This is a genomic window from Streptomyces sp. NC-S4, assembly GCF_054353315.1.
The window spans coordinates 3693689-3708897 of sequence record NZ_CM135937.1; the positions used below are offsets into that span (position 1 = coordinate 3693689).

Below are 15209 nucleotides of genomic sequence, written 5' to 3' on the forward strand. Positions count from 1 at the left end.
AGGGTTCCGTACGATATTCGAATGTCTCACCGGATAGACCTCCGCACCGTGCCGTACGACCACCCGGACGCGGTCGAACTCGATGACCGGGTCCAGCTGGAGTACCAGGAGCGGTACGGCGGTGAGGGCGACGCCACCTTCCTGGACCCGGCGATGTTCGTCCCGCCGCGCGGCCTGTACCTGCTGGCGTACGACGCCGCGGGCACCGCGGTGGCGAGCGGCGGCTGGCGCACCCAGGACGAGAACGACGAGGGCTACGCGAACGGCGACGCGGAGCTCAAGCGCATGTACGTCGTCCCGGAGGCCCGGGGCCTCGGCCTCGCCCGCCGCATCCTGGCGGTCCTGGAGGAGGACGCCCGCGCGGCGGGCCGCCACCGCATGGTCCTGGAAACGGGCGACCAGCAGCCGGAGGCGATAGCCCTGTACCTCTCCTCGGGCTACGCCCTGTCCGCGAAGTTCGGCCACTACCGCTTCTACGACTCCAGCCGCTGCATGACCAAGCCCCTCCGACCCAGCCCCGCCGGCGTTTGAGGCGACCTTTCAGCCCCGCCGCCTCTTTCAGCCCCGCCGGCGTTTGAGGCGACCTTTCAGCCCCGCCGGCGATTGAGGCGCGGGGGTCCGGGGGCAGCGCCCCCGGCGACGGCGCCGCCCCCTACCGCGGGAGCCAGCCGGCCCGGTCCGTCCCCCACCGGGACGGCCCCACCCCCCACTCCCCGAAGGGACTGGCGGCGTGCCGCAGCACCCCGTACCCCGACCGGGTCTCCCGCAGCCACGGCTCCGCCGCATACCCCGAAGCCCCCGCACCCGCGCCGGCCCCCGCCCCCGCACCCGCCCCCGCTCGGGAGAGCCCCCGCACCAGCCACGACCCCGTCCCGGCGAGGGAGAACCGCAGCCCCCGCCCGCCCCCCTCCGCGAGCGCCCGCAGCACGCCGGCCGCCACCAGATACCCGGTCCCGTGGTCCAGCGCCTGCGCCGGAAGCACCCCGGGCTTCCCGTCCGGCCCGGAACACGCCGCGGCGATCCCGTACCCCGCCTGCACCAGCGAGTCGAATCCCCGCCGCCCGGCCCACGGTCCCCGCGCCCGCCACCCCCACGCGCACAGCTCGGCCACCACCAGCCCCGGCCACCGGTCCAGCAGCTCCCGCGCCCCGAACCCGTACCGCTCCAGGGCCCCGGGCCGGTAGCCCGACACCACCACGTCGGCCTCGGCGAGCAGCCCCTCGAAGACGGCCCGGTCCCCCGCCGCCGCCAGGTCCAGCAGCGCCGACCGCTTCCCGAAGCCGGTGTCCGCGTACGCGTCGTCCGCCTCCGGCAGCCCCGGCGGGTCGATCCGCAGCACGTCCGCCCCCAGCAGTCCGAGCGTGCGCGTCGCGACGGGCCCGGCGATGACCCGGGTCAGGTCCAGCACCCGCACCCCCGCGGCGGGCCGGCCGGCCGGGGCCGCGCCGAGGGGCCGACCCCGCGCCCCCGATTCCCGTACGGGCTCCATGAGCGGCTGCGGATCTCCGTACTCCCGTGCCACGGCGACGGCGAGTCCGCCCGCCCCGTAGACGAGCTCCTGCACCTCGACGGCCGTCCGTCCCCCGACCGCGGCGCCCACCGCCTCCGGTGTCGCCGACGGCAGCCGCAGCGCCCGCACCAGGGCGGCTTCGTGGTGCGGATAGTTGGCGTGCGTGCGCACCCAGCCGTCCGCCGTCCGCCAGAAGCCGGACAACGGCGCGAAGGTCACCGGTGCGCGTCCTTCGACCCGCAGGTGCCGCTCGCTGACGAACGCCGTCGCGACCGCGCCCTCGTCCACCACCGGCGGGGCCGCGTCCGACGCCGCGCCCCCGGCCCGCACCGCGGCCAGCTCGGCCGCGGCCAGCCCGCACACCCCGACGGTCGCGCGCGCCAGTTCGGCCACCGGCAGCGGCCCCTGCGCCAGGTCGCCTGCTCCGCGGTAGCGGACCCGCCCGACGAGCCCGGGCGCCCCGCCGAGCGCCTCCCAGGCCTGGGCCGTTGCGCCGTCCCGTTCCTCACCGATCGTCATGAACCCATGATTGCGCGCCCGGTCGGCTTATCTCGTTGCCCGGAGCGGGTTCCTCGACGATCATCCGTCGACAGATCCCCGCCGAGCGAAGGGCACCATCACCGTGAAATACCGTGTCATCGGAACCGCCGCCGAGACCCGCCGCGAAGTGAGCGTGCTGAGCCTGGGCACGATGACCTTCGGCACCACCGTCGACGAGGCCACCTCGTACGCGATCCTCGACCGCTTCGCGGAAGCGGGCGGCACCTTCATCGACACGTCCAACAACTACGCCTTCTGGGTCAACGGCACCCAGGGCGGCGAGAGCGAGGAACTGGTCGGCCGCTGGCTGCGCAGCCGCGGTGCCGGGGACGCGATCACCGTCGCCACCAAGCTGGGAGCCCGTCCCAACCGGCCTACCAGCGGCTTCAGTCTGGATGTGGAGGGCCTGTCCGCGAAGGTCATCCGGGAGTCCGCGGAGCGCAGCCGGGAGCGGCTCGGCATCGAGCGCATCCACCTGCTGTACGCGCACATCATGGACGAGAACACGCCACTGGAGGAGACAGTCCAGGGGTTCGCCGAGGTCGTCGCGAACGGCACGGCGGGCCTGCTCGGCGCCAGCAACCACTGGGCCTGGCGGGTGGAGCGCGCCCGTGCGCTGGCCGCGGCGGCCGGCGTACCCGGCTACGAGGTGCTCCAGCACCACCACAGCTACCTGCGCCAGCGCACCGACGTCCCCAGCCTGCGCTCGCCCGACGGCAACCAGGGCCTGGTCAGCGGTGACCTGCTCAGCTACCTCCGGGACAACCCGTCGCTGACGCAGGTCTCGTACTCCCCGCTGATCGCCGGCGCCTACGTCCGCGACGACAAGCCGCTGGGCCCGGGCTTCGACCACGCGGGCACCGAGCCGCGCCTGCGCGCGGTCCGCGAGGTGGCCGCCGAGACCGGGGCCACCGTCAACCAGGTGGTGCTGTCCTGGCTGATGGGCGGTGACATCCCGGTACTCCCCCTCGTCGGGGCCTCTTCGGTGGCCCAGCTGGAGGAGAGCCTGGCCGCGGTGGACCTCGACCTGACCCCGGACCAGCGCACGAAGCTCGACGCGGCCCACTGACCTCTTGGCTGCGGCTCCACGCGCCGGGAGCCATGGAGGTGTCGCGGATCACCCCGACGAGGATGCCGGGGGCGAGCTCCACGAGCTCAGGCACCTCGTGGGCCGCGAATTGGACCGACCCCGTCGGCTAGTGCGAAGGCCCCCCTGCTGGAGGGTCCGCCGAATCAGGGGAACTGCCGGGGTCGGTGAGCCAATCGGGCTGACAGAGAATCAGGCCGTCGTCAGGTGTGAGCGGGAACGTCGCTGTTGTGAGCGCTGCGTCGGCAAGGCTGTGGGCCAGGTCCTCGCAGGGCAGGTCGAAGAAGGAACCGGGCCGGTCAGGTGGAGGCGTGGTCCGGGCCCCTGCACGGCGCAGCGCGGCGACGGTGAGCCGGTCAGCTGCCTCACGCTGGGCCTCGTCGCTCTGGATGGCAAAGATCCGCGCCGACTCGCCGAGATTCTGTCGGCCGATGAGGTCCAGCAGTGCGGGTTGCACCTCCAGGGTGGGTGTCTTGGAAGCCCGGAGGCCCAGTGCGACCATCCGCCAGGGGCCGTGTGGGAAGGCGACCAGGATCCGGGAGCGCTCGCAGACGGCGTCGAGCAGCCGGAAGACATCGGCTGTGGGATTCTGCAGCAGGGTTTGTGCCTGACGGGGGCTCTCGGCGGCCCCACCCGTGGCGAGAGCGTGCACCATCACCGGTTCAAGCAGGCGCAGGACCAGGTCGCGGCCGAGGAGTACGGTGCCGGGGTCGGCGACGGCGGCTTCTTCTTCCGGGTCCGGCAGCCGACCGACCACGATCCTGGCCCGGGCGCTGTAGTCCACGGAGCGGCGGAGCAGGTCGTCGCGCAGGGACCCGACGGGGTTGCCGAGGAGGGTGAGCGAGTCTGCGATGCCCACGCGTGCCACCACGTCCGCCGCAGGCCCAAGCAGCCGGTCGACGCTGTGCTGCAGCCGACGGCGCGACTCCAACTCGTGCCGCTCCGTCGTGTAGGCCTTGTCCCGTTGGCGCACCAGGGCTTCGCCGGACAGTATGACGGCGCGGTACAGCTGGTTCAGGTCGTGACTTCTGTACGGCAGCCCGGCATCGTTGAGGACAAACGGGCGGAGGTCCGGTGGCAGCACGGGAAGCCGTCGGATCGCGACCGTGTCCAGCGGTAGGTCGCCCACCTTGCCGGCCCGGTACAGCATGATCTTGACGGCCGATCCCCCGGTCGCAGCAGAAGCACCGTAGCGGTCCACGGTACGGAACCATGTTTCTGTGTCGACCAGTTGCCCGACACGCCACGTTGTCGAGCCGGGGTCGGTGACCACGAAGAGTTCACAGTCCGCGATGGCTCTCAGCTGACTGATCGTCACGTCCATCAGCATGGCCAGCCTTTCGCCGGCTGCGCCATCCAGGAACCAGCTGTGGACCACGGTGGCGGGGAGTCTGAGGTGGCCGAACCTGCGGCCGCGTTCAGTCGGCGAGGTCAGGGTACGTCCGCAGTCCTCGCAGGCCCGCCCCACCCTTCTCCGGTTGTGGTGCATGCCGCAGGCGCACTCGTCTTCTCGGTCCTGGCCGAAGATGTCCTGGCAGAAGAGCCCGCCCTTGCGCGGGCGCATGTCCCGCACCTCGAACGGCCATTCTTGGTGCACTTCGCCGTGCGACCGGATGATCACGTCGGAGTCGCTCATCAGTTGAAGGCCGATGCCATCCGGGTGAAGCAGCGGCACCAGGCGGGCGGCACGCAAGGTGAGGTCGAGCCGACGTACCCCGTGGCTGACGGCGTCCTCGAGCGCGGAGGGCGGCTCCAGGCTCGGGGCAAGAGGTCCGTGCCCTGCGGTCTCCAGAGTGGTGCGCAGTTCCGTCCGCCAGTCGGCGCAGTCGCTGCGTGGTCCGTAGAGCTCCATCGCCAGATGGCGTGCTCCGCGCTCGACCAGCCAGCGGAACTCCACGGGCTTGATGACCTGGGCGCCCTCTCCGCCACTGCTCGGCGGAGGTTGCTTCGAAATCAGATCAACGTTGCCGGACGACCAGGCTCCGGTGTCCCCTCCCGCCAACCTGTCGACGGCGAGCCGGACTTGGACGGTGCGAGCCGGTTCACCAAGTGGTGGAGCCCAGGGGTGGTCGGGAGCCACGACCAGGTCCGGTTCATCGGAAACAGCCGCGATCTGTCTGAGCGTCGCTCCCGAGGCGAGCCCGCACACGGTCACGGAGCCGCCCGCCTCGCCGTCCAACGTGTCCCCGGGCCGCAGGGCGTGGTCGACGGCGACCGTCACGGTGACGTGGGTGCTGGCGGCCAGCATCCCCGGATCCAGGTGCCGCCCCGGCGCGGCGGGCACTGCGTCGGTCGCCAGGGGCCCAGTGAGCTGCTGGTCCAGCACCCAGCCAGGCAGCTCGCCCGGCATCGTCAGGCACTTCGTCCTCCGTCCCGCGTCCTCACCCCATACCGCCTTCGCAAGGCGCTCCTCGGGAAGGAGGTGTGTTCCCTCGGGCACGGGCACGACTGCTCCGACGAGCAGTTGCCCCGGTTTCACCTCGCTGCCCGGTTCGGCCAGACCACACTCCGAGAGGCTCTCCGTTCGTGCAGCGCTCACGCCCCAGGGGCTCTGGGAAAGCTCGGCGCCGGCGGGCAGCGACAGCTCCAGCTGCTGCAGCCGTGGCACGGCGAGTTTGCCCGGGTCGGTGAAGTGGCTGCCGAGGAGCGCTGCGGTGCCGCGCAATTGTGCTGACGACGCGACGGTGCACTGGAAGGACACCGCACCGAGACCGACCAGGTTGCCCGCGTGGAGGCCGGTGACGGTCGGGTGGCCCAGTCGGCGCCAGAAATCGCGCGTGTATGCGGGGAGTAATCGACCAGACTGATAGAGGAGTTCGATCATGTGGTGGATCAGGTCCTGTGTGAACCGGGCGTAGCTTCCGCGGGTTCGCAGCAGGGTCCGCCGCAGAAGGGCATCGAGAATGGCACCGAACTCACTCCTGCCGTCGTAACCCAGTGCGTCCTTCAGCCCGAGGAACCGGTGGCCTGCGGCGCGGTCATCCGGACCGGTCGCGAGACTGCTCTCCCAGAAGACCACGGGCGGAACGAAGGTGGGCTCCCCGTCGCGTTCGTGCAGCCCGATGGGCAGCGGCAGGGAGAGCAGTCGGATACGGTCGCGGTTCACCGTGCCGCCGTGATCTACGAGCGAGATGTCCACGGTGAGCGGGAGCCAGTAGTCGGCAGCACGGGTGCCACCGCGCTTGACCTGCCAGAGGTTGGCCAGTGTCACCCGAGTGCGACAGTCCGGGCAGACGATGTACTCCACTGCTCCATGGCAGTTCGGGCACGGGGGCGCGGTCGGGTCGATCCTGCCGTGGCCACGGACCGTGCCGCACGGGCAGGCGTGGTCGTAGCGGCGGGCGAATCCGGTCAATTGGCCGCAGGAGCAGTGCCACTTCCCCAGCTCGTAGCCGATCAGACACAGTCTCTGCTGATCGGCGGGGGCGTCTTCGGGGAAGAATTTCCGCAGCACTCCATCGAGTCCGCCCTTGCTCCGCTCGTGCGGGAGCCTGTCGAGCTGCAGGAATTCGGCGTACGCCCGGCAGTGCTGCTCCTGGGCCGAACGGCTCACAGGCGTGCCGAACGGCCGCTGCTCCAGGAAGAGAACCTGAAGGTAGCGGATCAGGTCCGGTTCCCTCTCCCGGAAGTACTCGCGGGCCGCGTACAGGTCCGCCTGCCGGCCTTCGACGCCCGTCCACTGCAGGCGCAGCCGCCGGAACTCCTCGTCGAGGATGGTCGCGAGAAGGTCACTTCCCCGCCCCTCCGCCTTCGCCTGCCCGATGGCGTTGCTGAGGTTGTAGACGCCGGGCTTCTCCCGCCAGTGTCCCGCGTGCTGGGCGAGTCTCCGGTCGCAGCGGCCGCTGCGGATGCTCGCGCCGGCGAGATCGAGGATGGATTCAGGCTCGTCCGACACCGTGTCAGCCGATCCCGGCCCGGACCCGGAAGTACTGCCGGAACCGGTCGTGGCAGAAGCTGTACATCTCGCCGCTCCTGGCCGGTGCACCGTCGGGCACAGGCCGGCGGTGCACGAGCAGGAAGCGGTGGATCTCCCGCACGACGGTGTCGAAGTTCACCCGGGGTTGTCCGTGGAGAACCTCGGCGGTGTTGAGGTTGTTCAAGGTCAGGCCCGGGACGCATTCCGTCAGATCCACCGCGGAGAGGGTGCGGGCCTGGTACAGGAGCGCGAGGATCTGGGCGTGCTCCAGGCGGTGAGCGCTGCGGGTGAGCTGTTCGAACTGCTGGTCCAGATAGCCCTCCAGCCCGCTGGGGGTTCGGTCGACGGTGTCCCGGGTCAAAGTGCCGGCCGCCGCGTCCTCCACCAGGAAGCGCAGGTAGAAGGGGTCGCCTGCGGAGAGCTGGTGGACCTCGCCGACGAAGTCGGTGTCCTCGGCCAGTTCGGTGGCCTCGCCACCAGCCATCCTCAGCAGGTCGATCAGCGCCGCCTCGTCCAGGCCCCGTAGCGACAGGTGCAGACCGGTGGCCGAGGGGGACAGGCCGATGTCGCTCAGGCAGGACCTCTTGTCGCCCCGGGTGCGACCCGAGAGCAGTACCACCAGGCCCTGCGGCAGCTGCTGCGGGAAGACGTGAAGCAGCCGCTCCGGCTTGGTCAGCTCGTCGATCGCGTCGAGCACGATGACGGTGGGCCGCTTCGGCTCGTGACGGAGGAGGGCACGGAACTGCCGCTGCACGCTCTCCGGGTCCATTCCGGGCACGTGAGCGGGATCCAGCTGCTCGCACAGGCACTCCAGGACGTGGTCCGCGTTCGCCGGGTCGAAGAGGCCCTCGCCCCGCCCGCTGTGGGCCTGGCTGATGAAGTGGTAGCGGAAGTCGGGGTGCCGGCTGACCAGATCGGCGAGCAGCGAAGTCTTCCCGTATCCCGAGAGCGCCTCCACGAAGACGTATCCGGAGCCCCGGGTGCGGATGTAGTCGGTGATCCGGGTGCTCTCCGTCTGCCGTCCGGTGAAAAGGCGGGTGCGGTTCTCGATCAGGTCCCGGAAGAAGTCCCTGGACGCGAACCCCACCGGACCCGGGTCGGGTTCGGTCTCCCGGCCGGACTGACGCGGGCCGTTCGACCGACGCGCCGCCGACGTGCCGGTGGCAGCCGTATCCGGACCCTGCTCCGTTGTCCCGGCCGTCGGCACCGAGTACGGGGCGGGCCCTGGCAGGGGCTGGAGGGCCGGGCCCGACTCGGACAGCTGCCACGGCCGACCACTGATCCTGCGCTCGCTTCGTGCCGCCTGACGCAGCTGTTCCCAGGACTGCCACTGAGTGGGCTGACGGCCGGAGTTCCTGCGGGCCTGCCCCTGCAAGTATTCGATCATGACCTTGAACGTGCGGCTGTCGGACGGCACCGCACGGCCGGTGAACCAGTTGCTGAGAGTCTGCGCCTTGAAGTCCACCCGCGGTAACTGGCTGTGACCGTGGCGAATGATGGACCCGTAGCCGGTCAACTTCGCCTGGATTCTGAGGTCGTTCAACGCAGCGAAGAGCCTTTCCTGCGCCCCCGTTTCCTGCGGCACGCCGATCCCTTCGCCTGCATGCACCATCCGGACCGGATCCGCATCGGACACGCATTGCCGCTCCGGATCCATGCCCTGAACAGCCTAAAGGGCATCCGGATCCGATTTCAGGCGAATCGGCGCATCGCCGGACGGAAACCCTGCGTGGCTTGGTAGGGGCAGCCGTCACCACCCGGTGACGCCGACTCGGGAGCGCTGGATCATGGAACTGGGCAAGCCGAACCACCACCTTCGAGGCATCGCCCGCACCGTCGGCCACGCCCTGCTGCGCGGAGCGGTCTCCGCCCTGGGCGCTCTGACCGTGCAGGCCGCCTGGCAGTTGCTGGTCGGGTAACGGGCGTCCGCCCCGGCAGTCGGGCACCGCCTCGAATCACACCCCCGCAAACGCCGAGATCCCGCCCGGTCTTTCGACCGGGCGGGATCTCGTGACGTTCACGAGAGCTACTCGCGAACTGTCGTCTGTGGACCTGTGGGGATTTGAACCCCAGACCCCCTCGATGCGAACGAGGTGCGCTACCAGACTGCGCCACAGGCCCTTGCGACGTGTGAAACATTAGCATCCCCGCGCTGGTGCTCCAAAACCGATATCCCGGAGCGTCCGCGCAGGTCACCGATCACTCGTTCGCGGCGCGCGGGCGGTCCTCGCCCTCGTACTGGTCGAACAGCGGTGTGCGGCCCTTGCCCTGGGCGCGCGGGCGCGGGGGCATCTGCGGTTTCGGGTCCGGCTTGGGGGGGCCGGGCTGGGCGCGCAGGCGGGGTTCCGTCGGCTCGGCCGTGCTGGAGCGGGTCGCGCTCCAGGCGTCCGGGGCCGCCGGGCCCGTGGCGCGGGGGGCCACCGGGGCGGTCACGTACGTCGGCAGCGGGACCGGGACCGGCTCCCAGCTGTCACCGCGGGCGGGGCCGCGTTCGCGCTCGCGCTGCTGGTCCACCCACTCGGCGTGGTCGGTCTGCTCGACCAGGGCGCGCCGTCCGGCTTCCTGCGGGGAGACCGGTGGTGCAGGGTCCGGTTCGGCGCCCGCCGCGGCCTCGGGCTCACGGCGGCTCGGGCGGTTCTCCCGCAGCTGCCGCGCGGCCGCCTCGGCGCGCCGCCGGTCCATGGTGAACTCGTAGCGCCGTCGCTCCTGGACCCGCAGGTGCACGATGTACGTGCTGAGCAGCAGGGCGGGGACCGCGGGGGCCCACAGGTAGTGCAGGCCGCCCACCGCGGCGACGACGGCGCCGAGGGTGAAGACCAGGAAGAGGAGTGCGGTGGTGCGCCGGCGGCGCGCGAGGACCTGGAGGCGCTGTTCGCGCCGGGCCCGCTCCGCGCGCTGCTCCCGTTCGACGGTGGCCCCCCTCGGCTCCGCCCTGGTCGGGGACACGCCGAAGGCCCGGGCGTCGGCGTCGACGGAATCGACTGTTTCCGTCGCGGCGTCCGGGTCCGCGTGGGGCTGGGGCTCCGCCTGCTCGGCACCGCGCTCACGCAGCCCCTTGGCGTAACGGCGCTCCATTCCCGCCCGGCCGGAAAGCAGCCGAATGGCAGTGGAGAAGCGTTCCGTCGGACGGGCTTCGTTCAGCTCGTCCTGCCTCCGGAGCCACATGGGCACCAAGTAGGCGGCCCAGGCCCCGACAATGACTGCGTAGATGAGGCCGCTGCTGCTCACACCTCACACCGTAGAGGGACACGGCCGAGGGGATCGGCCAATTGGGCCGGTGTGTCGCGCGATCTCGCTGATATCACGGACTTTTTTTGTGATTCTTCGGATCAGGTTATGGGCGAATCGGTTACCCGAGGCCATCAATTCGAACAGATATTCGCTTTTCGGTGCGCCCCGGTGGTTCGCTATTTCGGCGGGGACGACGAGTGGCGCGCACGGTGCCAGCGGCGCAGCAGCCCCTCCGGGACCTCCTCCGCCGTCACCGCGTAGACGAGGTGGTCGCGCCAGGCCCCGTCGATGTGCAGATAGCGCGGCCGCAGCCCCTCCTCGCGCAGGCCCAGCTTCTCCACGACGCGCCGGCTCGGAACGTTCTCGGGCCGGATGCACACCTCGATCCGGTGCAGGCCGACCTTCCTGAAGCAGTGGTCCACCGCCAGCGCGACCGCCGTCGGCATCACGCCGCGGCCCGCCACCTCGCGGTCCACCCAGTAGCCGATGTGGCCCGCGCACATCGAGCCCCAGGTGATCCCGGCGACCGTCAGCTGGCCCACCAGCCGGCCCTGGTACTCGATGACGAAGGGCAGCATCCGGCCCGCGTTCGCCTCCGCCCGCAGATGGCGGACCATCTGGCGGTACGTGGGCCGCTGGACCACCGGCCCCCAGGGCGCGGGCGGCGGAATCGTCGCCTCCCACGGCCGGAGCCAGTCGCGGTTGCGCCGGTTGACCTCGCGCCAGGCCTTCTGGTCGCGCAGCTTTATCGGCCGGAGGGTGACGTCGCCGTCCGACAGGACCACCGGCCAGGTCGGGCCGTTCAGCTCGGGCTCCCGGAGGGTGCCGCCGGTCTCGGGTGGTCGCCGCCCCGCAGCTGGTCCACCGCGTGCGGCAGGACGCGGGACAGGACGGCGAGGCCGTCGCGCACCCCGCCCGTCGAGCCGGGGAGGTTGACGATGAGGGTGCGCCCGGCCACGCCCGCCAGGCCCCGGGACAGGGCCGCGGTGGGCACCTTCGCCAGGCCTTCGGCGCGGATGGCCTGCGGGATGCCCGGGATCTCGTAGTCCAGCACCCGCGCGGTGGCGTCCGGGGTGCGGTCGGTCGGCGAGATCCCGGTGCCGCCGGTGGTCAGGATGACGTCGTACGCGGCGGCCACGCCCGCGCGCAGCGCCTGCTCCACCGGGTCGCCGTCGGGGACGACCCGCGGGCCGTCCACGGTGAAGCCGAGCTGCTCCAGCGCCTCGGCGAGCAGCGGTCCGCCCCGGTCCGCGTACACGCCCTGCGAGGCCCGGTTCGAGGCCGTCACGACCAGGGCCCGGCCCAGCGGCTGCGGGGAGCCGGCGCCGGCCGCCTCGGCAGTGGAGCCGTGGCCGTGGCCGTGGCCGTGGGCATCGTCGCCGTGCGGGGCGTTCACGAGCGCGCCCAGTCGCCGGACTTGCCGCCGGTCTTCTCCTCCACCCGGACGTCCGTGATGACCGCGCCCTTGTCGACCGCCTTCACCATGTCGATCACGGTGAGGCCGGCGACCGCGACCGCGGTCAGCGCCTCCATCTCGACGCCCGTGCGGTCGGTCGTCTTCACGGTGGCCAGGATCTCGACCGCGTCGTCGGCGACCCGCAGGTCCACCTTCACGCCCGAGACGGCCAGCGGATGGCACAGCGGGATCAGGTCGGGCGTCTTCTTCGCCCCCATGATCCCGGCGATGCGCGCGGTGGCGAGGGCGTCGCCCTTGGGGACGCCCTCGCCGCGCAGCAGCTCGATCACCCGCGGGGCGACGAGTACGCGTCCGCTGGCCCGTGCCGTCCGGGTGGTGACGTCCTTCCCGGACACGTCGACCATCCGGGCCGCGCCGGCCTCGTCGATGTGGGTGAGCCTGCTTTCGGTACTCATTGCTGCGCCGCTCCGCTCTGGGCTCCCGGGGAGCCTGTGTGGTGCGACACACGCTACCCGCACCGGCCCGACTTCAGCCGAGCAGGATCACTTCCAGCTCGGTCCCCGGCTCCACGGAGGTGACGTCCTCCGGTACCACCATCAGGGAGTCGGCGTGCGCCAGCGCGGCGATCAGGTGGGAGCCCGATCCGCCGACCGGAGCGACCGTGCCGCTCTCGGGGTCGTACTTGCCGCGCAGGAACTGGCGGCGGCCGGCCGGGGAGCCGAGTGCCTTGTCGGCACTGAGCACCGCGCGCACGCTCGGCCGCCGGACCTCGGACTCCGGCAGCCCCATGAGGGCGCGGATCGCGGGGCGCACGAACAGCTCGAAGGAGACGTACGAGGACACCGGGTTGCCGGGCAGCGCCAGCAGCGGGGTGTGGTCCGGGCCGATCGTGCCGAAGCCCTGCGGCTTGCCGGGCTGCATGGCGAGCTTGCGGAAGTCCATCCGGCCGCCGTCGACGTCCTCGCTGTCGGAGCCCTCGGTGGCGTGCCCGACCGAGGACAGCGCCTCCTTGACGACGTCGTACGCGCCGACGCTGACCCCGCCCGTGGTGACCAGCAGGTCGGCCCGGATCAGCTGGTCCTCGATGGTGGAGCGCAGGGTGTCGGCGTCGTCCGCGACGGCGCCGACCCGGTAGGCGATGGCACCGGCGTCCCGCGCCGCCGCGGCCAGCGCGAAGCTGTTGGAGTCGTAGATGGTGCCCGAGGTGAGCGCCTCGCCGGGCTGGACCAGCTCGCTGCCGGTGGACAGGACCACCACGCGGGGGCGCGGCCGCACCCGTACGGTGCCGCGCCCGATGGCGGCCAGCAGGGCGATCTGCGGCGGCCCGAGGACGGTGCCGGCCGCGAGGGCCAGGTCACCGGCCTGTACGTCGCTGCCGCGCGACCGGACGTGCGCCCGCGCCTCGGCTGCGCGGTGCACGCGCACCTCGCCGCCCGCGTGTTCGGGGGCGGCGCTGGCCGGGGTCATCCCGGCGGCCGCGCCGCCGCCCGTGCCGCCGTCGGTCCACTCGACCGGTACGACGGCTTCCGCGCCGGGCGGCAGCGGGGCGCCGGTCATGATCCGGGCAGCCTCGCCGGGGCCGACGGTGGGCAGCTCACCGCTGCCCGCCGCCACGTCCCCGACGACGGTGAGCACCGCGGGAAACTCCTCGCTCGCACCCTGGACGTCGGCCGTTCGGACGGCGTAGCCGTCCATGGAGCTGTTGTCGAAGGGCGGGAGGGCGACGGGCACGGTCACGTCCTCGACCAGGACACAGCCCTGGGCGTCCAGCAGTTGGAGCTCGATGGGCTCCAGCGGCCGGACGGCCGAGAGGACGTCCGCGAGGTGCTCGTCCACGGACCACAGACGGTGGTCGGTGTCCTGCGGTGCGGAACTGCTCAAGGTGCTACATCTCCTCCGTGACGTAACGGTGAAGCCAGGTGCGGAACTCGGGGCCCAGGTCCTCGCGCTCGCACGCGAGGCGGACGATGGCCCGCAGGTAGTCGCCGCGGTCCCCGGTGTCGTAGCGACGGCCCCGGAAGATCACGCCGTGCACCGGACCACCGACGGTCTCGTCGGCGGCCAGCTTCTGCAGGGCGTCGGTGAGCTGGATCTCCCCACCGCGGCCCGGCTCGGTCTCCCGCAGTATGTCGAAGATCGCGGGGTTGAGGACGTAGCGGCCGATGACCGCGTAGTTGCTGGGGGCGTCCTGGGGGTCCGGCTTCTCGACGAGGCCGGTGATGCGGACCACGTCCTCCTCGTCCGTGGCCTCGACGGCGGCGCAGCCGTAGAGGTGGACGTTGGCCGGGTCGACCTCCATGAGCGCGATGACGGTGCCGCCGGTGCGGGCGTAGATGTCCGCCATCTGGCGCAGCAGCGGGTCGCGCGGGTCGATCAAGTCGTCGCCGAGCAGGACGGCGAAGGGCTCGTGGCCGACGTGCGGCTCGGCGCACAGCACCGCGTGGCCCAGGCCCCGCGGGTCGCCCTGGCGGACGTAGTGCATGGTGGCCAGGTCGCTGGACTCCTGGACCTTCTTCAGGCGGTCGTCGTCGCCCTTGGCGATGAGGGCCGACTCCAGCTCGTAGTTCCGGTCGAAGTGGTCTTCCAGGGCACGCTTGTTACGCCCAGTGATCATGAGCACGTCGTCGAGCCCGGCGCCGACGGCCTCCTCGACCACGTACTGGATGGCCGGCTTGTCCACAACCGGGAGCATTTCCTTCGGGGTCGCCTTGGTCGCCGGAAGGAAGCGGGTACCGAGGCCAGCGGCCGGAATGACGGCCTTCTTGATCACGGGGTGCAACATAGTCATGCCCCGAACGATAGTGGTCTTCCGTCGAACACCGGACGGGACCGCAGCTGCTAGATACAGGTATGCCCCGATTCGGAAGGATATTTGATTTCCTCGTGGCAGAGAATCCGTCCCCCGCACCGGCCAAGGCCGAACTGCGCCGAGAACTGCTCGCCGCGCGCCGCGCCTTGTCCCCCGAGAGCCGCCGCGCGGCGGCCTCCGCACTCGCCGTGAGCTCCCTCGAGCTGCCCGAACTGGCCGGTGCCGGCACGGTCGCGGCGTACGTGTCGATCGGCACCGAACCCGGCACCCGGGAGCTCCTCGACGCCCTGCGCGCGGCCGGCAAGCGGGTGCTGCTCCCCCTGCTGCTGCCCGACAACGACCTCGACTGGGCGGCGTACGAAGGCCCGGCCGCACTCGCCGAGGCCGCCCACCCGGGCAAGATGCGACTGCTGGAGCCGACCGGCCCCGCGCTCGGGCCGGACGCGGTCACCGGGGCCGACGCCGTGCTGCTGCCCGGGCTCGCGGTGGACGGCCGCGGCATGCGCCTCGGCCGCGGCGGGGGCTCCTACGACCGGGTGCTGGAGCGGCTGGAGCGCGCCGGGGCGCATCCCGCGCTGGTGGTGCTCCTCTACGACGAAGAGGTGGTCGCGCGGGTCCCGGAGGAACCGCACGACCACCCCGTGCAGGCGGTGGCGACCCCGTCAGGGGTGCACCGCTTCAGTCCATGACGGCCTGATC

At 71.7% G+C, this 15209-nt stretch carries 13 protein-coding genes and 1 tRNA gene; 4 read left to right on the forward strand and 10 right to left on the reverse strand.

The genetic code is table 11. The features are described 5' to 3' along the window. Positions 1–21: 21 nt before the first annotated feature. Entirely contained in the window at positions 22–531 is a 510-nt protein-coding gene (locus tag ACXNSR_RS16165; protein ID WP_458642710.1) for a GNAT family N-acetyltransferase, read from the forward strand. A 121-nt stretch (positions 532–652) separates the two neighbouring features. Here the strand turns inward: ACXNSR_RS16165 and ACXNSR_RS16170 are convergent, their stop codons facing one another. Continuing rightward, positions 653–2029, reverse strand: coding sequence for a CoA transferase (locus tag ACXNSR_RS16170; RefSeq protein ID WP_458642711.1), 1377 nt, complete (start codon positions 2027–2029; stop codon positions 653–655). A gap of 103 nt (positions 2030–2132) precedes the next feature. Here ACXNSR_RS16170 and ACXNSR_RS16175 point away from each other — a divergent pair, with 103 nt between their 5' ends. After that, positions 2133–3119, forward strand: a complete 987-nt coding sequence (locus tag ACXNSR_RS16175) for an aldo/keto reductase (protein WP_458642712.1) — start codon at positions 2133–2135, stop codon at positions 3117–3119. Positions 3120–3246: 127 nt separating this feature from the next. Here the strand turns inward: ACXNSR_RS16175 and ACXNSR_RS16180 are convergent, their stop codons facing one another. Together ACXNSR_RS16180 and ACXNSR_RS16185 are read right to left on the reverse strand one after the other, a co-directional pair. Next, entirely contained in the window at positions 3247–7032 is a 3786-nt protein-coding gene (locus ACXNSR_RS16180) for a hypothetical protein (RefSeq protein WP_458642713.1), read from the reverse strand. Between the two features lie 4 nt (positions 7033–7036). Then, entirely contained in the window at positions 7037–8440 is a 1404-nt protein-coding gene (locus ACXNSR_RS16185) for an ATP-binding protein (protein WP_458642714.1), read from the reverse strand. Between the two features lie 400 nt (positions 8441–8840). Here ACXNSR_RS16185 and ACXNSR_RS16190 point away from each other — a divergent pair, with 400 nt between their 5' ends. Beyond that, on the forward strand, positions 8841–8972 hold the full coding sequence (locus ACXNSR_RS16190) for a hypothetical protein (protein ID WP_458642715.1): 132 nt from the start codon (positions 8841–8843) through the stop codon (positions 8970–8972). A 128-nt stretch (positions 8973–9100) separates the two neighbouring features. Here ACXNSR_RS16190 and ACXNSR_RS16195 read toward each other — a convergent pair. The 7 genes from ACXNSR_RS16195 to galU form a co-directional block, all read right to left on the reverse strand. Beyond that, positions 9101–9174, reverse strand: a tRNA-Ala gene (locus tag ACXNSR_RS16195). Between the two features lie 78 nt (positions 9175–9252). Next, complete coding sequence (gene sepX / locus ACXNSR_RS16200) at positions 9253–10281, reverse strand: divisome protein SepX/GlpR (protein ID WP_458642716.1); 1029 nt, start codon at positions 10279–10281, stop codon at positions 9253–9255. Positions 10282–10460: 179 nt separating this feature from the next. After that, positions 10461–11069 (reverse strand): GNAT family N-acetyltransferase, encoded by a 609-nt coding sequence (locus ACXNSR_RS16205; RefSeq protein WP_189735408.1) that lies wholly within the window; start codon positions 11067–11069, stop codon positions 10461–10463. 17 nt (positions 11070–11086) lie between these two features. Then, positions 11087–11590: a MogA/MoaB family molybdenum cofactor biosynthesis protein gene (locus ACXNSR_RS16210; protein ID WP_458643317.1), complete on the reverse strand. Its 504-nt coding sequence runs from the start codon at positions 11588–11590 to the stop codon at positions 11087–11089. Positions 11591–11676: 86 nt separating this feature from the next. Then, positions 11677–12156, reverse strand: a complete 480-nt coding sequence (gene moaC, locus ACXNSR_RS16215) for a cyclic pyranopterin monophosphate synthase MoaC (RefSeq protein WP_030012065.1) — start codon at positions 12154–12156, stop codon at positions 11677–11679. A 73-nt stretch (positions 12157–12229) separates the two neighbouring features. Then, on the reverse strand, positions 12230–13582 hold the full coding sequence (gene glp / locus ACXNSR_RS16220) for a molybdotransferase-like divisome protein Glp (RefSeq protein WP_458642717.1): 1353 nt from the start codon (positions 13580–13582) through the stop codon (positions 12230–12232). A gap of 4 nt (positions 13583–13586) precedes the next feature. Then, a complete protein-coding gene (galU, locus tag ACXNSR_RS16225) occupies positions 13587–14489 on the reverse strand; it encodes a UTP--glucose-1-phosphate uridylyltransferase GalU (protein WP_458642718.1) in 903 nt (300 codons plus the stop codon). Between the two features lie 95 nt (positions 14490–14584). Between galU and ACXNSR_RS16230 the strand changes: the two genes are divergently transcribed. Beyond that, on the forward strand, positions 14585–15199 hold the full coding sequence (locus tag ACXNSR_RS16230) for a 5-formyltetrahydrofolate cyclo-ligase (protein WP_458642719.1): 615 nt from the start codon (positions 14585–14587) through the stop codon (positions 15197–15199). Positions 15200–15209 lie beyond the last annotated feature (10 nt).